This is a genomic window from Flavobacterium frigidum, from assembly GCF_048286795.2.
On the sequence record NZ_JBLVPT020000005.1, the window covers coordinates 74,528 to 98,689 of the forward strand.

A 24,162-nucleotide genomic window follows, 5' to 3' on the forward strand; every position below is an offset into this window, starting at 1 on the left:
GTAAAATAAATTACCGCTTTTTTTATAAAGTTTAAATTTGAAATTTAGATAGCATTTACAATTGCTACAAAATCGTCTGCTTTTAGTGCAGCACCACCAATAAGACCACCGTCTACATCTGGTTTTGAGAATATTTCTTTTGCATTATCTGGTTTTACGCTTCCGCCGTAAAGGATAGATACGCTTTCAGCAATGTCACTTCCAAAAGCTTTTCGAACGGTTTCTCTGATGAATTCATGCATTTCCTGTGCTTGTTCCGGAGAAGCTGTTTCTCCTGTCCCAATTGCCCAAACTGGCTCGTAAGCCAAAACAATACTTTCCCAATCTTTTGATTCGATATGAAACAATCCATCTCGCAATTGGTTTTCTACCACATTAAAATGATTTTCTGATTGGCGGTCTTTTAATTCTTCTCCAAAGCAAAAAATAACTGTCATGTCATGTTCTAAAGCTGTATTTACTTTATTAGCAATTAAAGCATCGGTTTCATTAAAAATCGCTCTGCGTTCTGAATGTCCTAAAATTACGATGTCTACTCCAACACTTTTTAACATATCTGCAGAAATTTCGCCAGTAAAGGCGCCACTTTCCGCTTCATGTACGTTCTGTGCAGCTACATCTATAGTAGTGAATTCTAAATGATCAACAGCAGAGGCTAAATTCACAAAGGTAGGAGCAACAATAACTTGGGCTTTAGTATCCGTAGGTATTTTTGCAATTAATTCATTTAACAAATCTTCAGTTTGCTCCGAATTTTTATGCATTTTCCAGTTTCCAGCAACAATCTTCTTTCTCATTGTAGTGATCTTTAATTTAATATTTTATATTTTAAATATTGTTTTTTATACCTGTTATTGTAGTTTTTTCAAAGTTTCATTAATCTTGTCAAAATCAGTTTCAATGGCGCGGTACAAGACAATTTTACCATTTTTATCTACGATAATGTATCTTGGAATCCAATCTACATCTATAGCTTTTGCAAATACACCTTTCATTTGATCATTGGCCATAAAATGATCTCCTTTTAATTCGTGTTTTTCAATACCTGCTTTCCATTTATCTGCCGTTTTGTCCATAGAAAGAAATAGGTAGGATACGTTAGGGTTGTTCGCTTGTAAATCCTTAAGTTTTGGCATTGCTTTTACACAATCGCCGCACCAAGATGCCCAAACTTCAATAACCAAAGTTTTTCCTTTGTATTTTTTTAAAATATTTTTGAATGAAACTTGGCTTCCATCAGTAGCTAATAATGTTGTCGAAAGCGCTTTTTTGGAGAATTCTGTTTTTTGTGCATTCGAAGTGCAGGAAAATGTTGCAAATGCAACCAGTAGAGCTATTATTCTTTTCATTTTAGATATGTTTTTAACAAAGTTAAACAAACAATTTGAATGCTATATAAAGAACAAGAAATTTTGAAAACATTATTTGAAAATGATAAAGCGATATCGTTATAGTTTGTTAATACTGTAATGATTTTGATTCTCTGGTTCTGTGTTGAAAGTATCTTGCTATTTATACAAATCAAAAGTCGTAAAGTTTCAAAAAAGAGACTTTACGACTTTAAATTTTGAAAGTCTATTTTTTTAAAATTTTAAATCAGCGCTATCGTTATGATGTACTTTTTGTACTATAGTTCCTTTTTCGAGTAAAACAAGACTTGGATTGGCTCTTTCGATTGTTTTTACAGTTATAGCATCGCAAAAATAGAAGTCAAATGTCAATCCGAATTGTTTTTTTGCAGCAGCTATTTCTTCTGGTGAAGAGGCAGTCATTCCAACCACCTTGTATCCTTTGGCTGTAGCATCTTTATTTAGTTGCTCTAATTTTGCCATTCCATTTTGATCAGCATGCGCTAAATCATAAGCGGTGATCAATAAGACTTTTGGAGCCTCAAGAAATTCCTCTTTAAAGTCAGAACCGTCTTTTTCCATTGTAAAATCATGAATAGGAGGAACGTACCCTTCTGTGATTACTTTGTCTTTTCGGTCAACGAAAACAGCCCCTTCTGGAATTGCCATCAAGTCTTTTTCAGTAAATTCTTTATCGACACCACCAACTTTGTAAATAAAGACCATTTCTACCACTGATTTTTCTGCTCCGTCAGGAATTCGCATTCCTTTTTGAATATTATTCCCCACTTTGTACGGTCTAAAATCTATTAACGGCAAATGATTTAAAACCCAAACGCCCATCAGAGAGGACAAAACGATACTGGCATAAATAACTATGTTTTGTACATTATTGGTAAACAATGGTTGTACCAACTTTTGATTGAAAAACAAGATTAAAATAAAGAAAAGTAAAACGATGTCCTTGGTAAACGATTGCCAAGGTGTCAGTTTTAAAGCATCACCAAAACAACCACAATCTTTTACCACATTAAAATAAGCAGAGTAAAAGGTTAGGAAAGTAAACAATACAATCAGGACTAATAAACTCCAAATCGTGAATTTAGTTTTGTAACCAATGAGTAACATAATACCCAGAACCACTTCAAGAATTACCAGAAATAAGGCTGTCCCGAGTGCAAAGGGTACAAAAATCGGCATGTTGAAAACGGGTTCACTGAAATATTCGGCCAGTTTATAGGAAAACCCGATTGGGTCATTTAGTTTAATTAATCCTGAGATAATGAATAGGATTCCAACGAAAATTCTAGAAAATTGAGTACTTATATTTTTCATAATGCGTTATTGCTTTTTTTATTTAGTTCCAAAACCCATTAGAATCAATGCGAAAATTGAATAATTAATCATGTCTTGATAATTAGCATCGATTCCTTCAGAGACGAGAGTTTTTCCTTTATTGTCTTCAATTTGTTTAACACGAAGTAGTTTTTGTAAAATCAAATCAGTTAGTGAACTTACACGCATTTCGCGCCAAGCTTCTCCATAATCATGATTTTTATCTTCCATTAAATCTTTGGTCAGTTTGACTTTGGCATCGTATAATTCAGTTGCTTTCGCCACCTCTAAATCAGGTTGATCTACAACTCCAAGTTCCAATTGTATCAAAGCCATAATCGAATAATTAATAATCCCTATGAATTCGCCCGTTTCATCTTCATCAATTTTACGAACCTCGTTTTCTTGTAAGCTTCTAATTCTTTGTGCTTTGATATAGATTTGATCCGTCAAGGAAGGCAGTCTTAAAATACGCCAAGCACATCCGTAATCTTTCATTTTATTAATAAACAGTGCACGACAAGTCGCAATTACTGAATCGTATTCTTTTGAAGTATTCTTCATTATTGGTGTATATTTGTATTCAAATTTTTTCAAAAATAAGATAATTTTTTTTAATGTAGATTCTTGATGTATTTAAAACTGTAAACGAATGACGATTAACTGCAAAGGTATACTTGTTGATCTTGTTACCCCAAAAATAATGGGTATTTTGAATGTAACACCCAACTCTTTTTTTGATGGTGGTAAATATAAAAATGAAACTGAAATTCTATCTCAAGTAGAAAAAATGCTGCTCGATGGCGCTACTTTCATAGATGTTGGAGCCTATTCCAGCAAACCAAATGCAGAATTTGTATCGGAACAAGAAGAAATTTCGAGAATTGTTCCAGTAGTAAATTTAATCCTAAAACATTTTCCCGAAACCATAATTTCGATTGACACCTTTAGAAGTGAAGTGGCAAAAGCTTCTATTGAAAGTGGTGCAGCTATCATAAACGATATTTCAGCCGGAAATCTAGATGAGAAAATGTTTGAGATAATAGCAAAATATAACGTTCCTTATATTATGATGCACATGCGTGGCAATCCGCAAACGATGCAAACATTGACAAATTATGAGGATATTGTAAAAGAAATGTTGTTTTATTTTTCGGAGAAAGTGGCTATGGCAAGAAGTTTTGGAATTAATGATTTGATTATCGATCCGGGCTTTGGCTTTGCCAAAACAATAGCTCAAAATTACGAAGTTTTTCAAAAAATGGAATTGTTTAATATACTCGAACTTCCACTTCTTATTGGAGTCTCCAGAAAATCCATGATTTATAAAACGCTAGATACTTCTATTGAAAATGCGTTAAACGGAACAACGGTTTTAAATACTTTAGCATTGACCAAAGGAGCCAAAATTTTGAGGGTTCACGATGTAAAAGAAGCCATGGAGTGTGTTACATTATTTAATAAAATCAATTTGTAAAAATGAAATATTATACTCTGATTGTTCTTTTTGCTTTGTTTAGCTGTGGAAATAAAGAAGATGTTTTATTGCCAAAAGCCGCTGTAACAATTGTCAAAAATGTAGATGATCTCTCTCCAATCTATATTTTTTTTAGAACAAAAGGAAAAGATACGCTGGCCGAAGTAAACCGGAAAAATAGTATTATTTCGACTAATTGGATTCTGAATGTAGACAAGCGTTTGCCGTTGCGACTTGTTATTCCAGAAATTATGAAGTTGCAACAAAAAAAGCGTGAAGAAAAAGCACATAAAAATGAAAAAGCCGAAAACTATTATTCCTACGCCGATACGATTGGTAAAAACCTAGCTTTTATCCCTTTTACTAATGTGTTTTATACAATTGGAGAACCTGCGGCTTGTAATATGATTATTAGATTTGAAAAAAGAAATGATTTAGTGAAAGTTGGTGATAAAGTGATTCAAAAGAGTGAACTAGTGAATTATGTTTATAGTATAGCTCATATAGTTCAGCCTATTATATTCTTGGTTTTTGATAAAAATATGTCTTACGAAGAATATATTCAGACTAAAATTTTAGTTAGAAAATTTGATTCCTATAATGATGAAGTTCCAAAAGAATTCATCTACTAAAATTTTAAAACGTATCTTTTAATTTATCAACTAATGATTACTAAAAACTGACCACTGACCACTTTTACTGATGGTGATACGGTTCGTTTCTCAAAATTGTGAAACCGCGGTACAATTGTTCGATAAAAAACAACCGCACCATTTGATGGGAGAACGTCATTAAAGACAATGATATTTTGCCTTGTGCTTTAGAATAAACGGTATCCGAAAAACCATAAGGACCACCAATAACAAAAACCAAAGTCTTTACTCCAGAGTTCATTTTCTTTTGTAACTCTTCTGAAAAACCTACACTAGAAAAATTTTTTCCGTTTTCGTCCAATAAAATCAATTGGTCTGTTGGCGTGATTTTAGCTAAAATCAATTCGCCTTCTTTTTCTTTTTGTTGACTTTCAGATAAGTTTTTTACGTTTTTGATATCGGGAATAATATCCAAATCAAATTTGATATAAAACGACAAACGCTTGGTATAATCATCAATCAATGATTGAAGGGATTTATTATCAGTTTTACCGATAGCAATCAATTTGATGTTCATATTTGATGTGTTTCAGAATTACAAATATATGGAATTTCAGCATTTTATTAAATGAAAAAAAATATTTGGGTTTCTCTTTTATTCTACAACAATAGCATCAATTAGTAATTCAAAAGATTCTTCTTTTTTGTTGCCAATTAAGAAAGTGATTTCTGATACAATTGTACCTTCGAAATTTGGTAAGTCTAAATTTTTGCCTCTAAATACTGGATACAATTTTGAAAATGGAATTTTAATAGTTTGCCAGTTAGTATCCGCCTTGAAGGGAAAAACATAAGAATGGGAATCATTTTTATTAGACTTCACTCGAAATTGATAAGTAGTTCCATCGCCTTTGATGCGGATAGAAAAATGAGTTGTTCCTATTAATTCAATTGGTTCAAGAACATATTTTACGGCACAGAAACCGCCGTTATTTGCTAACGAAACCTCACCTTCAAAAGCTCCCTCTCCGCCTGAATTCAGATAGAATTTACTTTTGGAAATGCCTCCCATGACAGAATCATTTACGATTTTCCAGTTTTGTAGGTTGCTTTTTAAATCAAAATCAAAGATGACAACAGGATACATTAGATTGGTTTTATATAAATTTATGATTTAGGTAAAGGAGCACCTACAGCAATATCGCATCTGTGGTTCGTTTGACCATGTGGCGGATTCATACCCTCAGGAGTTGGCGTTGTTGCAACCGCAGGTGCGGTTGGGACTAAGGTAGGAACCGTTATTGATTGTGTTTGTTGTTGTTGTTGTTGTACTGCAGGTTTAGGTGTTGTTGTGGCTGGTGGAGAATTTAAAGGTGCGCCTACGGGAATATCGCAACGATGTGATGGTTGTCCATGTGCTGGATTTTTTCCATCTGATACTGTAGCAGTAGTTGTGGGCATTACATTTGTTGAATTTATCTTGTTTGTTGGTTGTTGTGCCTGATTTGCTATGGCTTCATTTTTCATTTGGTTACCAACTTCAGTAAAGGGAACAACGTTTGTTGGTGTTGCGCTATTTTGCGCCTCTGTTTCTTTTTTACAAGAGGTTAATACAATCGATGACGCAAAAAGAAGTGTTAAAAAGGATTTCATGCTCTATTTTTTAGTTTCACAATCAAATATAAGGATTTAATTAATAAACTACTCTAAGGAATAATTGATTTTATAAAGCTGAAGAAAGTGAATTTGATTATATGTTTTAAAATAATAGTTTTAAACATTCCTTGTAAAAACGATTCTTTGTTGTAAGTCATTGAATTCCCTCTTTTTTTAAAATAACAAAGCATTCCTATTTTCAAATCCACAAAATATATCATACTTTAGCATTCTATAAATTTCTTATAAAATGATTAGCGATATACAGTTCAAAAATGAGTTAAATCTAGTGATACAAAATGCCATTCGGGAAGATGTAGGTCCTGGTGATTTTAGTTCTTTGGCTTGTATCCCATCGACAGCAAAGGGGAAAGCGAAGTTATTGGTTAAGGAGAATGGTATTATTGCAGGTGTGGCTTTTGCTAAAATGATCTTTGAATTCGTTGACCCTACTTTGAAAATAGAAATTTTTATTGAGGACGGGAGTTTGGTTCAAAAAGGAGATGTCGTTTTTCATGTTTCTGGAAGTTCCCAATCTATCTTGAAAGCAGAACGGGTCGTTCTTAATTCCATGCAAAGAATGTCTGCAATAGCTACTAAAACGAAAGAATATGTTCGATTGTTAGAAGGAACTAAAGCTAAAATTCTTGATACACGCAAAACTACACCGGGATTTAGAGCTTGTGAAAAATGGGCAGTAAAAATTGGTGGTGGTGAAAATCACCGGTTTGCTTTGTATGACATGATTATGCTTAAAGACAATCACAATGATTTTGCCGGAGGTATAACGTTGGCCATTACCAAAACTAAAGCTTTTTTAAAAGCAAATAACCTCGATTTAAAAGTCATAGTCGAAGCAAGAAATCTCGATGAAATAGCCGAAATATTAGAAAATGAAGGCGTTTTTAGAATTTTAATTGATAATTTTAATTTTGAAGATACTAAAAAAGCAGTAGCTTTGATAGGCGATAAGTGCCTGACTGAATCTTCTGGAAATATTAATGAAAATACCATTCGTCATTATGCAGAATGTGGTGTAGATTATATTTCTTCAGGAGCTTTAACACACTCTGTCTATAACTTGGATTTGAGTTTAAAAGCGATATGAGTACAGAAATAGAGATTAAATTGCAAAGAATTCCAATAATTCGGAATTTAGTAAATGTGCTAAAAAAAGTTGAGCTTCCATGGTTGCAAGGTTTATCATTGTATGATTTGTTGGAACTGTACGGACTTGGAATTGTAGAAAGCGCTTTAACGTATCATGCTAGTGCTATTGCATTTAGCTTTTTTATGGCCTTATTTCCCTTTGCATTATTTATTTTAAATCTCATTCCATTTATACCTATTGAAGGTTTTCAGGAAGATTTTTTGTTGTTTGTAAAAGATGGCGTTCCTCCCAATACATATGATGCAATTTATAAAATCATTAGTGATATTCTAAACAATAGTGATTCTGGTTTGTTATCTTCTGGGTTTATATTGTCTATATTTTTGATGGCAAATGGATTAAACGGAATTTTAGGTGGTTTTGAAACCTCTAGGCACGTTATAATTAAAAGAGGTTTTATTCGTCAGTATATAGTAGCATTAGGAATGTCCTTATTATTGTCACTTTTACTGATAGTTACAGTATCGATAATTGTTGTTTTTGAAGTACTTATACAAAAAACAGTGTTTAGTGATCAAGTGCAACTAATTGTATTAGGACGTTATGCATTTGTTATTTTGATGATTTTAATAACTACATCTGTATTGTTCAAGTTTGGCACAAAACACGATAAAAACAGAGCATTTATATCAATAGGTTCGGTCTTTACAACTATATTGATACTTTTAGATTCGTATGCTTTTGGGATATGGGTTATAAAATTTTCAAAATACAATGAATTATATGGTTCGATAGGTACATTATTGATTTTGATGTTTTACATTTGGATCAATTGTATGATTTTACTTTTGGGTTTTGAATTGAATGCAACAGTAAATAAGTTAAAGGTTAAAAATGAATAAATTATTAAAATTAAAAAAGGCTTCATAATAAGATGCTATTTCCTGATCCCGACATAAGAATACTTTTAAATCTGATTTCCCTTTAGAGTAACAGAGAAAAATATTTTTACTAGAATCAGGGCTAAAAATTAAAAAATGAAAAACACTATTACAATTCTCGCTTTATTTATTTCTATGGCTTTTTATGCGCAAAGCCACAGTGTTATTGGTAAATGGAAGACCATTGATGATGAAACGGGCAAAGCAAAATCAGTTGTGCAAATTTACGAGCGTTCTGGTAAAATCTATGGCAAAATTGTAGATATTGTAGATGCCGAAAAGAGAAAAAGTTTATGTACTGCATGCTCTGGCGAGGAAAAAAACAAACCAGTAATGGGACTCGTTATTATCAAAGGACTCAAAAAAGACGGTAAAGAGTACAACGATGGAAAAATTTTAGATCCAACAACAGGAAAACTATACAAATGTTTTCTAGCGCTTGAAGGACATGACAAATTAAAAGTCCGCGGTTATATTGGCGTGTCATTATTTGGTAGAACACAAATCTGGAATAGAGTAAAATAATTATAAGTATTGAGGTATTGATGCAAAGCATTATAACTACTAGAAATTTATAACCAATACTAAAGTACAAATGCATTTCGTTGATGTAATTTTACCACTTTCACTAGCTAAAACCTTTACTTATAGCGTCTCTGAAGCAGAATTTCATTTTATAAAAATTGGAATGCGGCTAGCAGTTCCTTTTGGTAAAAGTAAAATCTATACGGCATTAGTAATTGATATACATCTAAACAAACCCGCTTTGTACGATGCCAAGGAAATTCATCAAATTTTAGAGGAACAACCAATCGTTACTGAAATTCAAATTGCACATTGGAAATGGATTGCTTCCTATTATATGTGTTCCATTGGCGACGTGTATCGAGGAGCTATGCCGAGTGCGCTTTTGCTGGAAAGTGAAACGGTAATTTCTCAAAAAACGAATACTATTGCAGATACTAGTCTGCTTTCTGATGATGAATTTTTAGTTTACGAAGCTCTGCAACAGCAAAGTGCTCTAAAAGTTCTGGATATTATTTCTATTTTGAACAAGAAGAATATCTTTCCTGTCATCCAAAAATTAATCGATAAAAATTTAGTTGTTTTACAAGAAGAAATGCAAGAAACGTATAAACCGAAAGTAGTACGTTATATTCGTTTGCATTCTAAATATGAATCAAATGCAGGATTAGGTGATTTGTTAGAGTTACTCAAAAATGCCAATAAACAAAAAGAAATTGTACTACACTATTTTCAATTAATTGCTGTCGAAAAGACCAGAGTCGAAGCCGAACGGAGCGGAGCTAAACCAATTACAGTAAAAAAACTTCTTGAAACGGCTAATTCTTCTGCAGCCATTATTAAAGCATTAATTGAAAAAGAGATATTCGAAGATTATTTTATTCAAGAAGATCGAGTGCATTTTAACGGAAAAATTCGGGAAGATCAATTGCTACTCAGCACAGCTCAACAAATAGCGTTTGAAGGGATTAAAGCAAGTTTTATTCAAAAAGATGTTTCTTTATTGCATGGCGTTACTTCGAGCGGAAAAACAGAAATTTATATTAAGTTAATCCAAGAATATTTACAAACTGGAAAACAAATCTTGTATTTGTTACCAGAAATTGCTTTAACGACCCAGTTAGTTGGTCGTTTGCGAACTTATTTTGGAAATAAAGTAGCCGTTTTTCATTCTAAATACAGCAACAACGAACGGGTTGAAGTTTGGAACCAAGTTCTGATCAATTCTGAGAAAGCTCAAGTGGTAATTGGAGCAAGGTCGTCATTATTTTTGCCTTTTTACAACCTCGGATTCATAATTGTTGATGAGGAACACGAACAAACTTTTAAACAAGTCGATCCCGCACCGCGGTATCATGCAAGGGACGCTGCTATTGTTTTGGCGCAATCGCATCAAGCAAAAGTACTTTTGGGTTCGGCTACGCCAAGTATTGAAACCTATTTTAATGCAAAGACAGATAAATTTGGTCTAATAGAAATAACGGAACGTTTTGGAAACGTATTGATGCCTACAATTGAATTGGTAGATTTAAAAGACAAGTACTTTCGTAAAAAAATGATAGGACATTTTAGTGATGTTTTAATTGAAGCAATAAATACTGCATTATCATTAGGAGAGCAAGTGATTTTATTTCAAAACCGAAGGGGTTATTCACCTATTATTGAATGCATTACTTGTGGTCACGTGCCGCAATGCCAGCAATGCGATGTAAGTTTAACGTATCATAAACATAAAAATCAATTGCGTTGTCATTATTGCGGATTTACCATGGCTAAACCTACGCATTGCCAAGCTTGTTCTAGTGTTGATTTGACTACAAAAGGTTTTGGAACGGAGCAAATAGAGCAGGAGCTGGTCACTATTTTCCCTAACGCAAAAATTGGGAGGATGGATCAGGATACAACTCGAGGTAAATTTGGTTTCGAAAAAATTATCGACAGTTTTAAGAATAGGGAAATGGATGTTTTAGTAGGCACCCAAATGCTCGCTAAGGGATTAGATTTTGACAATGTTAGTTTGGTTGGGATTATGAATGCAGATAATATGTTGTACCATCCCGATTTTAGAGCATTTGAAAGAAGTTTTCAAATGATGACACAAGTTGCAGGCAGAGCAGGACGCGCCGCTAAACAGGGGAAAGTAGTGATTCAAACCTATAATCCCGCCCACAATACCATTCAGCAAGTGACCAATACGGATTATGTAGGGATGTATAAGGAGCAGCTGTATGATCGCCAGATTTATAAATATCCTCCGTATTTTAGGATTATAAAGCTCACCTTGAAACAACGTGATTTTGATAAATTAAAAGAAGGCTCAATGTGGTTATATAAAGTATTAAGTCAAAATTTAAATATGCCCGTGTTAGGACCTGAAGAACCAGCAATTAGCAGAATTAGGAATGAATACATACGAACAATCATTATTAAAATACCACAAAATATATCGATAGTAACCACAAAAAAAACTATCCAAAAAATATTGAATAGTTTTGAGGCGGTAGCTCAATACAGAGCTATAAAGGTTGCGTTAAATGTAGATTTTTATTAAAACCGATGCTTATGAAACGGCAAGTGCTTTTACTAAATCTTCTTTTTTATGGCGGCTTAATGGAATTTTAGTTACCCCAATTTCAGCAAACTTACTATTAAATCGTTCTACTTTATCAATATTAATGATGTATGATTTATGAACACGAACAAATTTTTCCTTAGGTAAATCGCTTTCAAAAGCTTTCATGGTAGAAAGTACTAGATTGCTATCTTCTTCGGTAACAACTCTAACGTAATCACCAAAGGCTTCAATCCATTTTATTTTAGAAGTGAATATTTTTAACTTTTTTAGATTACTTTTTATAAAAATATGTTCGCCTTCTTCTTCTTTATTTTCTTTCTTTAACAAATGCAAATCGATAGCTCTTTTCACCGATGCGTTGAACCGATCGATTGCAATAGGTTTTTGCAAGTAATCCGTGGCATCATAATCAAAAGCTTTCATCGCATACTCTGCTTTTGAAGTAATGAAAACAATTTGTGGTTTAACTTTGAGTCCATCTAAGAAATCAAAACCGCTAATAACAGGCATCTCTATATCTAAGAAAATAAGATCTACATTATGAATAGACATACAACTCCTGGCTTCAATTGCATTTGAAAAATCACCAATTAAATTCAGATTTTGATGATTATTTACTAACTTCGCGATAATCATTCTTTGTATAGAACTATCATCTACTACAACACAGTTTAGTTTCATAAATTTGATTTTTAGCTTTGACTAAGTAAATATATTACTTTTTCGGATATCTACCATCAATTAAGCGGATTTTTTTACCTTACATCGAATAAAATCAAATCAAACTTGTTTTCTAAGTTTTATTGATTACTTTTGCACCCAAATAACAAATAAATATATATTTATGAATCATTATGAAACTGTTTTCATTTTAAATCCCGTTTTATCTGAAGTTCAGGTAAAGGAAACAGTAAGCAAATTTGAAGATTTTCTTACTAGTAGAGGAGCAGAAATGGTGTCGAAAGAAGACTGGGGCCTAAAGAAAATGGCTTACGAAATTCAAAACAAAAAATCTGGTTTTTACCACCTTTTCGAATTCAAAGTAGCTGGAGAAGTTCTTATTGCTTTTGAAACTGAATTTAGACGTGACGAAAGAGTTATGCGTTTCTTGACTGTAAGTCTTGACAAACACGCTATTTCTTGGGCTGAAAGAAGAAGAACTAAATTAAAATCTACAAAAGCTTAATTATCATGGCAACATTACAACAATCGGCTTCAGGAAAAAAAGACGGAGATATCAGATATCTTACGCCTTTGAACATAGAAACAAACAAACAAAAGAAATATTGTCGTTTCAAAAAATCAGGAATCAAATATATTGATTATAAAGATGCTGATTTCTTATTGAAATTTGTTAATGAGCAAGGAAAAATTCTTCCTCGTCGTTTAACAGGTACTTCATTAAAATACCAAAGAAAAGTTTCAGTTGCTGTGAAAAGAGCACGTCACTTAGCTTTAATGCCATATGTGGCGGATTTACTTAAATAATTATTAAAATCAGTTGTTGGTTTTCTGAAACATGAAATCGCTTTCAAAAAAAGGGTTTGTTGTAAAACAAACAAAATTTTAAAAGCGATAACATATGTTACCTATAAAAAGTAACATTTAAACATATGAAACCTAACTTCTATAACAAAGGACAACAACATGGAACTTATTTTAAGACAAGACGTTCAAAATTTAGGATTTAAAGATGATATCGTTTCTGTGAAAAATGGATACGGTCGTAACTTTTTAATCCCACAAGGTTTTGCTCATTTAGCTACTTCATCTGCAAAGAAAGTATTAGCTGAAAACCTAAAACAAAGAGCGCATAAAGAGGCTAAAGTAGTTGCTGATGCAAAATCATTAGCAGAAGCTTTAAAAGCTATCGAAATTAAAATCTTTGCAAAAGCAGGTGGTGAAAAATTATTTGGTTCAATTACCAATATAGACATCGCAGAAGCTCTAGCTAAAGGTGGTCAAAGCATTGATAGAAAATTCATAACTAGCGGAATCGTTAAACGTACTGGTAAATATACTGCTAGTGTTCGTTTGCACAGAGATGTTATCGTTGAATTAGATTATGAAATTGTTGCAGAAAAATAAAAAAACATTAACTTTCTGTTAATAAAATATTAAAATCACTCCTCGGAGTGATTTTTTTTTGCCTAATTTTGCGCCACAAATAACACACAAACAAATAAACAAATGAAAAAAATTATCACACTACTGCTGATTTTTTGTAGTTCTGTTACCATATTGGGGCAAACGACAACATCAAGTATTAAAGGAATTGTAAAAAGTACGGCGGGTGAAACACTTCCAGCTGCTTCTATTTTAGCTATTCATACTCCTACAGGGTCAAAGTACTCGGGAGTTTCAAATGTAGATGGTAGATACAATATGCTAAATATGCGTATTGGCGGGCCCTACAAAATTACCATTTCCTTTGTAGGTTATGAATCTCAAGTATACAATGAAGTATATTTAGAGTTAGGTAAGCCATTAATTTTGGATGCGCAACTAAATGATGTGAGTCAGCAACTTACTGAAGTAAAAGTTATAGGTTCTAAGAATAAAGTATTCGGTAATGGAAGAACAGGTGCCGAAACTACTATTGGAAGGAAAGAATTAACTTCGTTGCCAACAATATCAAGGTCAGCGGATGATTTTACACGTTTAGAGCCATCTGCAAGCGGAGGTTCTTTTGGTGGTCGTAATGATCAATACAACAGTTACTCTTTAAACGGAGCTGTTTTTAACAATCCATTCGGATTAGATGCTGCTACTCCGGGAGGACAAACTGGTTCGCAACCTATTTCATTGGATGCAATAGAGCAAATTCAGGTTGCTACAGCGCCTTATGATGTCACTTTATCTGGTTTTACTGGTGCATCTGTAAATGCAGTTACTAAATCAGGTACCAATGAATTTCATGGAACTGCGTACACTTTCTTTAGAAATCAAGATTTAACAGGAAGTAAAATAAAAGGACAAGAGATTTTTGTTCCTTCATTAGAACAAACGCAAGCTGGATTTAGTATTGGAGGACCAATTATAAAAGATAAATTATTCTTTTTTGCCAATTATGAAATTGAGAAACGTAGTGATTTAGGATCTAATTTTGTTGCTAATAATGGTGATGGTGTTACAGGTGTAAATGAATCAAGAGTTTTAGAATCTGATTTGGTTGCAGTATCTGCTGCTTTAAGTAGATTGGGATACAATACAGGAGCTTACCAAGGTTTTAAACATAATACCAATTCTAATAAAGGGATTATAAAATTAGATTGGAACATTAATGACAACAATAAGCTTGCTGTTATTTATAACTTTTTGAATGCAGCAAAAGACAAACCAGCTCATCCATCTGCTTTAGGATTTAGAGGTCCAGACGCAAACACACTTCAATTCGAAAAATCAGGATATCAAATTAACAACGAATTAAGATCTGTCTTAGTGGAGTTAAACTCAAAAATAAGTGAAACTGTTTCTAATAAATTACAAGCAGGTTATACTCATTTTAATGATTTTAGAAATCCTTTTTCTGAACCAGCTCCGGTAATAAATATTCAAAGTAATGGTTCAAATTATATCATTGCTGGTCACGAACCTTTTTCAATAAACAATACTTTAGATCAAAAAGTATTTCAAATCACGAATAATTTAAGTTATAATGTAGGGAAACATGCTTTTACTTTTGGTGCTTCTTTTGAGAAATATCAATTTGAAAATTCATTTAACTTAGCAGGATACGACAATTTTGGGAATCCAAATGGGTACGCTGGAACCTTTTTCTCTCCATACTTTAGTGTTCAAGACTTTTTGAATGATGCTGCTAAACCATTTGCAACAAGTATTATTGCTCAAAATTTATTATATGCACAAACTACTGCTGCAGATAAAAATAACTTTAAAGTAGGTGAAGATAATGGATGGAAATTAGCAGAGCTTAATGTAGGTCAAGCAGCATTATATGCCCAGGATGATTGGAATATTACCGATAATTTCAAACTTTCTTTAGGATTAAGAGTAGATAAACCTTTGTATTTTGATACTTCTGATTTGATTCAAAAATACATTGACACTCAAAACGGAGCTACAAGAAATAATAGTACTTTGTATTATAATCCTAAAACGAATGCTAATGAAACATTAATTTCAACTACATTACCAACAGATCAATTACTTTGGTCACCAAGAATGGGTTTCAACTGGGATGTTAATGGAGAGAAAACTACTCAAATTCGCGGTGGATCTGGTATTTTTACTGGTAAACTTCCATTTGTATGGTTAGGAAATCAAGTGAGTGGAGCTGACGATGGTTTCTTTCAAATCATGGATAAAAACTTTAAGTGGCCTCAAGTTTGGAGATCAAGTTTAGGTTTGGATCACCGCTTTGAAAACAATTATATCGCTACGTTTGATATGTCGTACAACAAAGACATAAATGGTGTTCATGTACAAAACTGGGGTTTAAGAACTCCATCTGGAACCCTTGCAGGTGTTGATAATAGAGTTATTTATAATTCTACAGATAAAGGACCAAACAATGCTTATGTAATGACCAATTCTAACAAAGGATATGTAGTAAATACCTCTTTGAAATTACAAAAAACGTTTGATAATGGTTTATTTGCTAGTTTAGCTTATAATTATTTGGTGGCTAAAGATGTGAATTCTATCGAAGCAGAAATTACGGGTGATGCATTTGCATTTAATCCAGCATTAGGAAATGTGAACAATGCGGTTTTATCTAATTCTAAATACGGAGATACGCACCGTTTTATAGGTATAGGTTCTAAAAAATGGAAATACGGTACAAATGATAAATGGGCTACTACTGTTTCTACATTTTTTGAGTATGCACAAGGTGGACGTTTTAACTATATATACGGAGGTGATGTAAATAATGACGGATCTGGAACTAATGATTTAATTTATGTACCAACTACGGCTGAGATTGGTACTATGGCATTTAGTGGGCCAGGTCAAGGAGTAGCTTTTGATGCTTTTATCAATCAAGATAAATATTTAAGTGAAAGAAGAGGTCAGTATGCTGAGCGCTATGGAGCACTTTCTCCTTGGAGAGGAAAATGGGATATGAAATTAATTCAAGATTATAATTTTAAACCTTCTTCAAGTTCAAATAAAACCAACACTGTCCAATTTAGTATTGATGTATTAAATGTTGGAAATTTATTAAATTCAGATTGGGGATTAGTGCAAGTTCCTACAAGTATTCAGCCAATAGGCGTTACTGTTAATCAAACTACAAAAGTTCCTACCTACACTTTTAATGGAACTCAAACTAAAACATTCAATTACGATGCTAGTTTATTATCCAGATGGCAAGCGCAATTTGGAATTAGATATATTTTCTAATCTTTATAAATAGTTCTCAAAAGCCTTCTAGAAAAAGAAGGCTTTTTTGTTTTTAAAATTATAAATTTGCACTCATTTTTATATTCAATAAAGACCATAATAGGAAATACAGCAAAATTATATTTCATGAAATATTCAAGATTAACAAAAGAACAATTTGAAGAATTAACACAAGAATTCACAAATTTTCTAGCTACTCAAACAATAGATAAAGCAGAGTGGGACAAGATTAAAGCAGAAAAGCCAGAAGTTGCAGAGCAAGAGCTAGATGTATTTTCCGATTTGATCTGGGAAGGTGTACTGTCAAAAGCAACGTATTTAGAACATTTTTCTAAAAACCATATTTTCTTATTTCATTGTTTTGATACGTATGTGCAGTCCATTGTTTTGAAATCATTAGTTACCGATGTTGATTTTTTAACTAAAGATGGTTTACAATGGCTTAGCGATAATATGTTTACCGAAACTATCGAAATGAAAATAGGAAAAAAAGAGTTTACTGAGGAACGCAATAGTTCTATTTTTGAATTAATTCAGCAAGGTTCATTCCTAAGTGACGGTCAGTTATACCAACAAATAAATACGATTATCACCTCATAATTGTATTGCTATTTATTTTTAATTGGTTATTTTAGTACACTTTTTCAATACTAAAAATAGCCAATTTTTATTTCTATGGATATTCAAAATTCAATTCAAAAATTAAGGGAAGAATTAAACCAGCACAACTACAACTATTATGTGTTGGACACACCATTAGTTTCAGACTATGATTTTGATATAAAACTAAAAGAGCTTCAGGATTTAGAAAATAAATATCCAGAATATTTTGATGCCAATTCGCCATCACAGCGAGTGGGAGGTGCTATTACAAAAAATTTTCAAACAGTAGCTCACGATCATCGCATGTATTCCCTAGATAATTCCTATTCGAAGGAAGATTTAATAGATTGGGAAGATCGCATTCAAAAAGTTTTAGGAGCAGTTCCTCTCGAATATACGTGTGAGTTGAAATATGATGGTGCATCGATAAGTATTACTTATGAAAACGGACAATTGAAACGTGCCGTGACTCGAGGCGATGGTTTTCAAGGGGATGATGTAACCAACAATATCAAAACCATAAAATCGATACCGCTACAATTGAAAGGCAATTTTCCGGCTATATTTGATGTTCGTGGTGAAATTATTTTACCATTTGCTGCTTTCGAAAAAATGAATCAAGATTTGATAGAAATTGGTGAAACACCGTATTCTAATCCCAGGAATACAGCTTCTGGTAGTATAAAATTGCAAGATAGTGCCGAGGTGGCCAAAAGATCCTTAGATTGTCTTTTGTATTTTTTAATTGGAAATAACCTTCCTTTTCAATCGCAGTTTGATGGATTGCAAACTGCCAGAAATTGGGGTTTTAAAGTTCCAAAGGAAACTAAACTAGCTCAAAATTTATCAGAGGTTTTCGAATTTATAGCATTTTGGGATGTTCATAGGCACAATCTACCATATGAAACAGATGGAGTTGTGATCAAAGTAAATTCTTTTCACCATCAAGAGGAATTAGGGTATACTGCAAAATCACCGCGTTGGGCTATTGCCTATAAATTCAAATCAGAACAGGTTGCCACTCGGTTGAATTCAATCTCCTATCAAGTAGGCCGTACCGGATGTATAACTCCTGTCGCCAATTTAGAACCAGTGCAATTAGCGGGAACAATTGTAAAAAGAGCTTCGTTACACAATGCAGATCAAATTGAAAAATTAGACATTCGAATAGATGATACTGTTTTTGTAGAAAAAGGAGGAGAGATTATTCCTAAGATTATAGCTGTTGATTTGACCAAGCGGCCAGAACAAACAGTCGTTACCAAATACATTACGCATTGCCCAGAGTGTGCTACAGAATTGATAAGAAATATAGGAGAGGCTAATCATTATTGTCCTAATTTTTATGGTTGTCCACCGCAGATCATAGGTAGAATTCAGCATTTTATTTCGAGAAAAGCAATGGATATTGAAGGTCTTGGTGGCGAAACGGTAGCTTTGCTTTTCAATAACGGATTAGTTCATAATTATGCTGATTTATACGAATTGACAGTAAATCAAATTCTTCCTTTGGAGCGAATGGCTCAAAAATCAGCTGAAAATTTGGTAAAAGGAGTAGCAAACTCAGTACACATACCTTTCGAAAGTGTATTGTTTGCATTAGGCATTCGATTCGTAGGAGAAACGGTCGCTAAAAAACTGGCCAAGCATTATAAAAATATTGACGCCTTGAGTCACGCATCGGTATCCGATTTGTTATTAGTCGATGAAATTGGAGATCGAATTGCGCAAAGTGTAGTTGAATTCTTTGAAAATCAAGAAAATATAGTAATCATTGAAAGGCTCAAGAAATTCGGTATTCAATTTGAAATTATAAAGAAGATAAATCTAAATGCTACAGAAAAACTTAACGGGAAGACCTTTGTAGTTTCAGGAGTTTTTGAAAAATTTTCACGTGATGATTTAAAAAAAGCAATCGAAGATAATGGCGGAAAAGTGGGAAGTTCTATTTCTGCTAAAACAAATTATGTTGTTGCAGGAGATAATATGGGTCCAGCCAAATTAGAAAAAGCGAATAAACTAAATGTCTCAATAATTTCAGAAGATGATTTTATGAATTTAATTCAGTGATAAAACATGAAAATACAAACTCTAAAAATATTTTTTGCTCAACAAGACCATTGTCTAGTTGTTTTTTTACTGTTGTTCTTGGTTGATTTTTAGCTAATTTACTACCCATCTACTTAAAACCGTTGGGTATGGTTTTGTTTGCCACTAATTATTATACTTTTTACAAATTTGTAATGGATGCTGAGCAATTAAACGACTTGCAAAAAGCAAGTAGTTAATAGGACCATTATTAGTAATAAAAAACTGAAATAAATCGATTACTGTTAAACAATAATCGATTTCCCTTCAAAGGCTTTAGCTTTATCGTTGTCTAGATAAAAATCAATTCTTCCAAGATTAATACCGTAACAACCTACTTGGTTTACTAATACTTCTTTACCAACTAGATTTTTTACTACAGTTGGTTTATCGAGGAAAGTATGCGTGTGTCCACCAATAATTAAGTCAATATCCTGCGTCATTTCGGCCAACTTTAAGTCACAAAGTTTATTAGGCTCATCTCGATATTTATATCCCAGATGCGACAAACATATCACTAAATCACAATGTTGCTCTTTTTTTAATATACGTATCATATCCTGAGCGGCCTCAATAGGATCATTATAAACGGTTTCCTTGTACATGCCTTTGTCAACTAACCCTGCAAGTTCAATCCCAAGTCCAAAAACACCTACTTTAATACCGTTTTTATTGAAAATTTTATACGGTTTTACCTGTCCATCCATAACGGTATTTTTAAAATCGTAGTTGGCAGATAGAAACTCAAATTTAGCATGCGGTAGTTGTGCGTACAGGCCTTCTACACCATTATCAAAATCGTGATTTCCTATGGTCGATGCATCGTATTGCATCATACTCATCAATTTAAATTCTAATTCTCCACCATAGTAATTAAAGTACGGAGTTCCCTGAAAAATATCGCCTGCATCAAGTAGTAATACATTTGGATTCTCTTTTCTAATGGTTTCAATTAAGGCTGCCCTTCTTGCTACACCGCCCATATTAGCATTTCTGGGATGATCCGCAGGAAATGGATCAATATAACTGTGTACATCATTTGTGTGTAACACGGTCAGGTGTTTCTTCTGTGAAGTTTCAAAACTACTTAATGATAAACCTAAACTAAGTAAAGCTGAACTTGCAGCTGTTTTTTCTATAAATTCTCTTCTTTTCATTTTATATTTTTTTGGAGCTATTTACTTCGTCAGTTCGCTTCGCTCGTGCCCCGCTTTTTGGTGCAATATTTTTTATCGTGAAAAACGATAAAAAATGATTTTCCCTTCAATCGGGGCTAGGGCTTTATGTTTTCTAAAACTATTTTATTATCTAAATTCGAATTTTTTATTCTTCTGTAATTCTGATATCCTTTATTACAGGTATGGTATCCACTTCTTTAAAATAATCAATTAGTATATTTCGCAACTTGTATTGTAGATCAAATTTTTGAACTCCTTTTTTAAAGAAGTTCATATTGTCCCCACCATTAGACAAGTAGTCATTGGTTCCTACATAATAAATAGTTTCTTTTTGAACTGGCTTTCCTTGCACGAGAATATTTTTGGCAACTTTATTTTTGTCAATTGTAAAAGTGACTCCTGCTAACGGATGTGATTTTTTTTCAGCGATAAAGAAATCAACCATTTCAATAATTTGATCTCTTTTTAATGCAATGACAACCAAACTATTTTCAAAAGGCATTATTTCAAAAGCAGTTCTAGCTGTAACATTACCTTTTGGTAGTATCGAACGAATACCGCCGCTGTTCAGTAAACAAATATCTATATTCTTTTTTTCTCGGGATTGAAAAACAGTGTTTCCTCTACTTAACGTAACATCAGCCATTAGGTTTCCAATTGTAGTTTGCCATTTTCCAGTACTTTTATCTAATGTTTCTGGGCAATACGCTAAAATGCTGTCTAAATCATTATTGATATGTTCTCGATATGGTTTGATAAAATTTTCAATTTCAGGAACTTGGTTTTCTTTTTCAGTAATTGTAATCCGTTTTCCTTCGATCTTAGTAACGTTGTAGTTTTGTTTGCTGCAGGAAGCAACAAAAAAAAATGTTAAGAATATAACAAAAAGTTTAGAAACATCGTTATACTTATTTAGATTTACCATTTTAAATGCGACTTAATTAATTAATTTTGTAATCAAGTAAAAGTACTATGTTTTTAAATTATTTTAAAGATTTTATTGTAAAAAAAACATTAAAAAAAAGCTTTCAAAAATTAAAAAATAGTGAATCTACTCAGGCTATAAAAAAAATTGGAGTAATTGTAGATGCAAGTGTTTTTAGCGAGACAGAATCTTTAGTGAAACAGCTGGAAGTCAACGGAATCCTTGCAGAGAATATATCAGTCATCATTTACAGTGATGCTTTTAATACATTAGAAACTAAAAAACGAATTGCTTTTGGAGCAAAACATTTAAGATGGAATGGAAAAATATCTTCGGTAGAAGTCAATGATTTTATCAGTAAGGAATTCGATTTATTAATAAGTTATTACAATATAGAAAAGACAATTCTACTAAAAGTTACCCACAGCTCAAGGGCATTATTCAAAGTTGGATTTTCGTCGATTGATAAAAGATTGAATCATTTTATGATTCAAACAGATGGGAGTGATTTTAAACTTTTCATAAGCGAGTTATTCAAATATTTAAAAATACTTAACAAAATATAAATATAATATGCAAGCATTAATAGGAACTGGTGTTGCTCTTGTGACCCCATTTAAAGAAGACTTTTCTGTAGACATCGAAGCATTAAAAAGAATTGTACATTTTTCGATAGACGGAGGAATTGAGTATTTGGTGGTTTTGGGTACAACGGCTGAAAATGCAACATTATCCCAAGATGAAAAAGAAATAGTAATTAAAACTGTAATCGAAGCTAATAATGGTAGTTTACCATTAGTGCTTGGAGTAGGGGGAAATAATACCTTAAAAGTTGTTGAAGAGTTAAAGACAAGAGATTTATCAGCATTTGCGGCGATACTTTCTGTTTCTCCATATTATAATAAACCTACGCAGGAAGGAATCTATCAGCATTTTAAAGCAGTTGCTGAAGCATCGCCAATCCCTGTAATTTTATATAATGTTCCAGGAAGAACTGCTAGCAATATGTTACCTTCTACAGTAGTGCGTTTAGCCAATGATTTTGCAAATGTTGTAGCCATAAAAGAAGCTGCGGGAGATATGGTACAAGCAATGCAACTATTAAAAAACAAACCCGAAGATTTTCTAGTAATTTCTGGCGATGATATGATCGCTTTACCAATGGTTTTAGCTGGAGGCGCTGGTGTTATCTCTGTAATAGGGCAAGGTTTTCCCAAAGAATTTTCCGAAATGATTCGGTTGGGTTTAAATCGCAAAGTCGATGAAGCATTCAAATCGCAGTACCTTTTAGCAGATTGTATTGATATGATTTTTGAGCAAGGCAATCCAGCAGGAATCAAACAGGTTTTTCATTCTTTAGGAATAGCAGAAAACACTGTGCGTTTACCACTTGTAAAAGTAGACAATTCACTTGCGGTAAGAATTGATGAATTTGTCCAAAAAATCAGTAAAAAAGGATAAAAAAGAAGCTTTTTTTAAACAAAAAATATATTTTGAAGTCGCTAAATTAATCACTAAATTTGCCAGCGAAACTTCGGTATGATTTTAAGGATAATTTCAACTATGAAAGCATCAAAAAAGTAAAAATATAAAATCAAAGATTCACGAAATCCAAAAAAAACAATATTAAATGTTGAGTAAAAAAATAGTTTCTCTAATACTGCTTGTAGTTTTCTTTAGTTCCTGCAACGAATATCAAAAAGCATTAAAATCGGAAGATGTCGCTGTAAAATTTGAAATGGCGACTAAATTATATGATGCTGGGAAATATTCTAAAGCTATTCGTATTTTTGAACAAATTGCCCCAGCCTATAGAGGAAAGCCTCAAGCAGAAAAATTGTTTTATATGTTCTCTCAATCCTATTACAAAACAAAACAATATACATTAGCAGGGTATCAATTTGAAAGTTTTGTTTCGGGTTATCCAAAAAGTGAAAAACTTGAAGAAGCTGCTTATCTAGGAGCAAAAAGTTATTCAATGTTATCACCAGTGTACAGCTTAGACCAAGCAGACACGACTAAAGCATTAGATAAACTACAAGCCTTTATTGATAATTATCCAAACTCACAATACTTAGCAGAAGCAAATGCCGCTGTAAAAGTACTAAGCGAAAAAATTGAACAAAAAGTATACGAAAATGCAAAAGGGTACAACACCATTTCTGATTACAAATCAGCAATTGTTGCTCTAGAGAATTTTGTTGCTGATTATCCAGGAACTCCATACAAAGAAGATGCGTTGTATTACAAATTGGATTCAGCCTATAAATTAGCAATTAATAGTGTTCCTGCAAAAATGGAAGAGCGTTTAAATGTTGCAAAAGCAGCTCAAATAAACTTGATTAAGTTTAAAGCAGATACTAAATACAAGCAAGAAGCAACTGAGATGTTAGCTCGAATAGATAAAGATTTACAAAAATTTACTAAATAAATAAAGTC

Annotated in this window: 25 protein-coding genes; 15 read left to right on the plus strand and 10 right to left on the minus strand. The window is 32.8% G+C overall.

Annotated features, from left to right (window positions below; translation table 11 throughout):
* Positions 1–44: 44 nt before the first annotated feature.
* From tpiA to ACNQGB_RS07665, 4 genes are all read right to left on the minus strand, one after another.
* Positions 45–797 carry a triose-phosphate isomerase gene (gene tpiA, locus ACNQGB_RS07650; RefSeq protein ID WP_309757197.1) on the minus strand — a complete coding sequence of 251 codons (753 nt, stop codon included), beginning with the start codon at positions 795–797 and terminating at the stop codon, positions 45–47.
* 54 nt (positions 798–851) lie between these two features.
* Complete coding sequence (locus tag ACNQGB_RS07655; RefSeq protein ID WP_417943336.1) at positions 852–1,349, minus strand: TlpA family protein disulfide reductase; 498 nt, start codon at positions 1,347–1,349, stop codon at positions 852–854.
* A gap of 234 nt (positions 1,350–1,583) precedes the next feature.
* Positions 1,584–2,684: a BT_3928 family protein gene (locus tag ACNQGB_RS07660; protein ID WP_417943335.1), complete on the minus strand. Its 1,101-nt coding sequence runs from the start codon at positions 2,682–2,684 to the stop codon at positions 1,584–1,586.
* A gap of 18 nt (positions 2,685–2,702) precedes the next feature.
* A complete protein-coding gene (locus ACNQGB_RS07665) occupies positions 2,703–3,248 on the minus strand; it encodes a DUF1599 domain-containing protein (protein WP_417943334.1) in 546 nt (181 codons plus the stop codon).
* An 88-nt stretch (positions 3,249–3,336) separates the two neighbouring features.
* Here ACNQGB_RS07665 and folP point away from each other — a divergent pair, with 88 nt between their 5' ends.
* Positions 3,337–4,161 (plus strand): dihydropteroate synthase, encoded by an 825-nt coding sequence (gene folP / locus ACNQGB_RS07670; protein ID WP_417943333.1) that lies wholly within the window; start codon positions 3,337–3,339, stop codon positions 4,159–4,161.
* Between the two features lie 2 nt (positions 4,162–4,163).
* Positions 4,164–4,793 (plus strand): hypothetical protein, encoded by a 630-nt coding sequence (locus ACNQGB_RS07675; protein WP_417943332.1) that lies wholly within the window; start codon positions 4,164–4,166, stop codon positions 4,791–4,793.
* 64 nt (positions 4,794–4,857) lie between these two features.
* Here the strand turns inward: ACNQGB_RS07675 and rlmH are convergent, their stop codons facing one another.
* The 3 genes from rlmH to ACNQGB_RS07690 all read right to left on the minus strand — a co-directional run bounded on the left by rlmH (position 4,858) and on the right by ACNQGB_RS07690 (position 6,407).
* Positions 4,858–5,331, minus strand: a complete 474-nt coding sequence (gene rlmH / locus ACNQGB_RS07680) for a 23S rRNA (pseudouridine(1915)-N(3))-methyltransferase RlmH (protein WP_417943331.1) — start codon at positions 5,329–5,331, stop codon at positions 4,858–4,860.
* A 78-nt stretch (positions 5,332–5,409) separates the two neighbouring features.
* The gene (locus ACNQGB_RS07685) at positions 5,410–5,901 is read right to left on the minus strand and encodes a CIA30 family protein (RefSeq protein ID WP_417943329.1); all 492 of its coding nucleotides are present in this window, start codon (positions 5,899–5,901) and stop codon (positions 5,410–5,412) included.
* A 20-nt stretch (positions 5,902–5,921) separates the two neighbouring features.
* Positions 5,922–6,407: a hypothetical protein gene (locus tag ACNQGB_RS07690; protein ID WP_472777097.1), complete on the minus strand. Its 486-nt coding sequence runs from the start codon at positions 6,405–6,407 to the stop codon at positions 5,922–5,924.
* A gap of 253 nt (positions 6,408–6,660) precedes the next feature.
* Between ACNQGB_RS07690 and nadC the strand changes: the two genes are divergently transcribed.
* The 4 genes from nadC (at position 6,661) to priA (ending at position 11,538) form a co-directional block, all read left to right on the plus strand.
* Entirely contained in the window at positions 6,661–7,518 is an 858-nt protein-coding gene (nadC, locus tag ACNQGB_RS07695; protein ID WP_417943327.1) for a carboxylating nicotinate-nucleotide diphosphorylase, read from the plus strand.
* Positions 7,515–8,423: a YihY/virulence factor BrkB family protein gene (locus ACNQGB_RS07700; RefSeq protein WP_417943325.1), complete on the plus strand. Its 909-nt coding sequence runs from the start codon at positions 7,515–7,517 to the stop codon at positions 8,421–8,423. Before nadC ends, ACNQGB_RS07700 begins: the two co-directional genes overlap by 4 nt.
* A 135-nt stretch (positions 8,424–8,558) precedes the next feature.
* On the plus strand, positions 8,559–8,987 hold the full coding sequence (locus ACNQGB_RS07705; RefSeq protein ID WP_417943323.1) for a DUF2147 domain-containing protein: 429 nt from the start codon (positions 8,559–8,561) through the stop codon (positions 8,985–8,987).
* A 70-nt stretch (positions 8,988–9,057) separates the two neighbouring features.
* A complete protein-coding gene (priA, locus tag ACNQGB_RS07710; RefSeq protein WP_417943321.1) occupies positions 9,058–11,538 on the plus strand; it encodes a replication restart helicase PriA in 2,481 nt (826 codons plus the stop codon).
* 9 nt (positions 11,539–11,547) lie between these two features.
* On the opposite strand, the gene ACNQGB_RS07715 is transcribed toward priA, so the two are convergent.
* The gene (locus tag ACNQGB_RS07715) at positions 11,548–12,243 is read right to left on the minus strand and encodes a LytR/AlgR family response regulator transcription factor (protein WP_309757176.1); all 696 of its coding nucleotides are present in this window, start codon (positions 12,241–12,243) and stop codon (positions 11,548–11,550) included.
* A gap of 163 nt (positions 12,244–12,406) precedes the next feature.
* Here ACNQGB_RS07715 and rpsF point away from each other — a divergent pair, with 163 nt between their 5' ends.
* From rpsF to ligA, 6 genes are all read left to right on the plus strand, one after another.
* Entirely contained in the window at positions 12,407–12,748 is a 342-nt protein-coding gene (rpsF, locus tag ACNQGB_RS07720) for a 30S ribosomal protein S6 (RefSeq protein ID WP_035671622.1), read from the plus strand.
* Between the two features lie 5 nt (positions 12,749–12,753).
* Positions 12,754–13,050 (plus strand): 30S ribosomal protein S18, encoded by a 297-nt coding sequence (rpsR, locus tag ACNQGB_RS07725; RefSeq protein WP_066077030.1) that lies wholly within the window; start codon positions 12,754–12,756, stop codon positions 13,048–13,050.
* 159 nt (positions 13,051–13,209) lie between these two features.
* On the plus strand, positions 13,210–13,650 hold the full coding sequence (gene rplI / locus ACNQGB_RS07730; RefSeq protein WP_309757156.1) for a 50S ribosomal protein L9: 441 nt from the start codon (positions 13,210–13,212) through the stop codon (positions 13,648–13,650).
* Positions 13,651–13,752: 102 nt separating this feature from the next.
* Positions 13,753–16,929 carry a TonB-dependent receptor gene (locus ACNQGB_RS07735; RefSeq protein WP_417943317.1) on the plus strand — a complete coding sequence of 1,059 codons (3,177 nt, stop codon included), beginning with the start codon at positions 13,753–13,755 and terminating at the stop codon, positions 16,927–16,929.
* 126 nt (positions 16,930–17,055) lie between these two features.
* Entirely contained in the window at positions 17,056–17,529 is a 474-nt protein-coding gene (locus ACNQGB_RS07740; RefSeq protein WP_417943315.1) for a DUF6495 family protein, read from the plus strand.
* A gap of 75 nt (positions 17,530–17,604) precedes the next feature.
* Positions 17,605–19,602: an NAD-dependent DNA ligase LigA gene (gene ligA, locus ACNQGB_RS07745; RefSeq protein WP_417943313.1), complete on the plus strand. Its 1,998-nt coding sequence runs from the start codon at positions 17,605–17,607 to the stop codon at positions 19,600–19,602.
* A 263-nt stretch (positions 19,603–19,865) separates the two neighbouring features.
* Here the strand turns inward: ligA and ACNQGB_RS07750 are convergent, their stop codons facing one another.
* Both ACNQGB_RS07750 and ACNQGB_RS07755 read right to left on the minus strand, forming a co-directional pair.
* Positions 19,866–20,777, minus strand: coding sequence for a bifunctional metallophosphatase/5'-nucleotidase (locus tag ACNQGB_RS07750; protein ID WP_417943311.1), 912 nt, complete (start codon positions 20,775–20,777; stop codon positions 19,866–19,868).
* A gap of 166 nt (positions 20,778–20,943) precedes the next feature.
* Positions 20,944–21,723 carry a 5'-nucleotidase C-terminal domain-containing protein gene (locus tag ACNQGB_RS07755; protein WP_417943309.1) on the minus strand — a complete coding sequence of 260 codons (780 nt, stop codon included), beginning with the start codon at positions 21,721–21,723 and terminating at the stop codon, positions 20,944–20,946.
* A gap of 47 nt (positions 21,724–21,770) precedes the next feature.
* Here ACNQGB_RS07755 and ACNQGB_RS07760 point away from each other — a divergent pair, with 47 nt between their 5' ends.
* From ACNQGB_RS07760 to ACNQGB_RS07770, 3 genes are all read left to right on the plus strand, one after another.
* Positions 21,771–22,289, plus strand: a complete 519-nt coding sequence (locus ACNQGB_RS07760; RefSeq protein ID WP_417943307.1) for a DUF6913 domain-containing protein — start codon at positions 21,771–21,773, stop codon at positions 22,287–22,289.
* A 7-nt stretch (positions 22,290–22,296) separates the two neighbouring features.
* The gene (gene dapA, locus ACNQGB_RS07765) at positions 22,297–23,184 is read left to right on the plus strand and encodes a 4-hydroxy-tetrahydrodipicolinate synthase (protein WP_395048158.1); all 888 of its coding nucleotides are present in this window, start codon (positions 22,297–22,299) and stop codon (positions 23,182–23,184) included.
* Between the two features lie 169 nt (positions 23,185–23,353).
* Positions 23,354–24,154: an outer membrane protein assembly factor BamD gene (locus ACNQGB_RS07770; RefSeq protein ID WP_309759739.1), complete on the plus strand. Its 801-nt coding sequence runs from the start codon at positions 23,354–23,356 to the stop codon at positions 24,152–24,154.
* Positions 24,155–24,162 lie beyond the last annotated feature (8 nt).

What these genes read in the sequence shown, in the direction of transcription:
- tpiA (WP_309757197.1), bottom strand. Translation starts at nt 797, where the DNA reads ATGAGAAAGAAGATTGTTGCTGGAAACTGGAAAATGCATAAAAATTCG.
- ACNQGB_RS07655 (WP_417943336.1), bottom strand. Translation starts at nt 1,349, where the DNA reads ATGAAAAGAATAATAGCTCTACTGGTTGCATTTGCAACATTTTCCTGC.
- ACNQGB_RS07660 (WP_417943335.1), bottom strand. Translation starts at nt 2,684, where the DNA reads ATGAAAAATATAAGTACTCAATTTTCTAGAATTTTCGTTGGAATCCTA.
- ACNQGB_RS07665 (WP_417943334.1), bottom strand. Translation starts at nt 3,248, where the DNA reads ATGAAGAATACTTCAAAAGAATACGATTCAGTAATTGCGACTTGTCGT.
- folP (WP_417943333.1), top strand. Translation starts at nt 3,337, where the DNA reads ATGACGATTAACTGCAAAGGTATACTTGTTGATCTTGTTACCCCAAAA.
- ACNQGB_RS07675 (WP_417943332.1), top strand. Translation starts at nt 4,164, where the DNA reads ATGAAATATTATACTCTGATTGTTCTTTTTGCTTTGTTTAGCTGTGGA.
- rlmH (WP_417943331.1), bottom strand. Translation starts at nt 5,331, where the DNA reads ATGAACATCAAATTGATTGCTATCGGTAAAACTGATAATAAATCCCTT.
- ACNQGB_RS07685 (WP_417943329.1), bottom strand. Translation starts at nt 5,901, where the DNA reads ATGTATCCTGTTGTCATCTTTGATTTTGATTTAAAAAGCAACCTACAA.
- ACNQGB_RS07690 (WP_472777097.1), bottom strand. Translation starts at nt 6,407, where the DNA reads ATGAAATCCTTTTTAACACTTCTTTTTGCGTCATCGATTGTATTAACC.
- nadC (WP_417943327.1), top strand. Translation starts at nt 6,661, where the DNA reads ATGATTAGCGATATACAGTTCAAAAATGAGTTAAATCTAGTGATACAA.
- ACNQGB_RS07700 (WP_417943325.1), top strand. Translation starts at nt 7,515, where the DNA reads ATGAGTACAGAAATAGAGATTAAATTGCAAAGAATTCCAATAATTCGG.
- ACNQGB_RS07705 (WP_417943323.1), top strand. Translation starts at nt 8,559, where the DNA reads ATGAAAAACACTATTACAATTCTCGCTTTATTTATTTCTATGGCTTTT.
- priA (WP_417943321.1), top strand. Translation starts at nt 9,058, where the DNA reads ATGCATTTCGTTGATGTAATTTTACCACTTTCACTAGCTAAAACCTTT.
- ACNQGB_RS07715 (WP_309757176.1), bottom strand. Translation starts at nt 12,243, where the DNA reads ATGAAACTAAACTGTGTTGTAGTAGATGATAGTTCTATACAAAGAATG.
- rpsF (WP_035671622.1), top strand. Translation starts at nt 12,407, where the DNA reads ATGAATCATTATGAAACTGTTTTCATTTTAAATCCCGTTTTATCTGAA.
- rpsR (WP_066077030.1), top strand. Translation starts at nt 12,754, where the DNA reads ATGGCAACATTACAACAATCGGCTTCAGGAAAAAAAGACGGAGATATC.
- rplI (WP_309757156.1), top strand. Translation starts at nt 13,210, where the DNA reads ATGGAACTTATTTTAAGACAAGACGTTCAAAATTTAGGATTTAAAGAT.
- ACNQGB_RS07735 (WP_417943317.1), top strand. Translation starts at nt 13,753, where the DNA reads ATGAAAAAAATTATCACACTACTGCTGATTTTTTGTAGTTCTGTTACC.
- ACNQGB_RS07740 (WP_417943315.1), top strand. Translation starts at nt 17,056, where the DNA reads ATGAAATATTCAAGATTAACAAAAGAACAATTTGAAGAATTAACACAA.
- ligA (WP_417943313.1), top strand. Translation starts at nt 17,605, where the DNA reads ATGGATATTCAAAATTCAATTCAAAAATTAAGGGAAGAATTAAACCAG.
- ACNQGB_RS07750 (WP_417943311.1), bottom strand. Translation starts at nt 20,777, where the DNA reads ATGAAAAGAAGAGAATTTATAGAAAAAACAGCTGCAAGTTCAGCTTTA.
- ACNQGB_RS07755 (WP_417943309.1), bottom strand. Translation starts at nt 21,723, where the DNA reads ATGGTAAATCTAAATAAGTATAACGATGTTTCTAAACTTTTTGTTATA.
- ACNQGB_RS07760 (WP_417943307.1), top strand. Translation starts at nt 21,771, where the DNA reads ATGTTTTTAAATTATTTTAAAGATTTTATTGTAAAAAAAACATTAAAA.
- dapA (WP_395048158.1), top strand. Translation starts at nt 22,297, where the DNA reads ATGCAAGCATTAATAGGAACTGGTGTTGCTCTTGTGACCCCATTTAAA.
- ACNQGB_RS07770 (WP_309759739.1), top strand. Translation starts at nt 23,354, where the DNA reads ATGTTGAGTAAAAAAATAGTTTCTCTAATACTGCTTGTAGTTTTCTTT.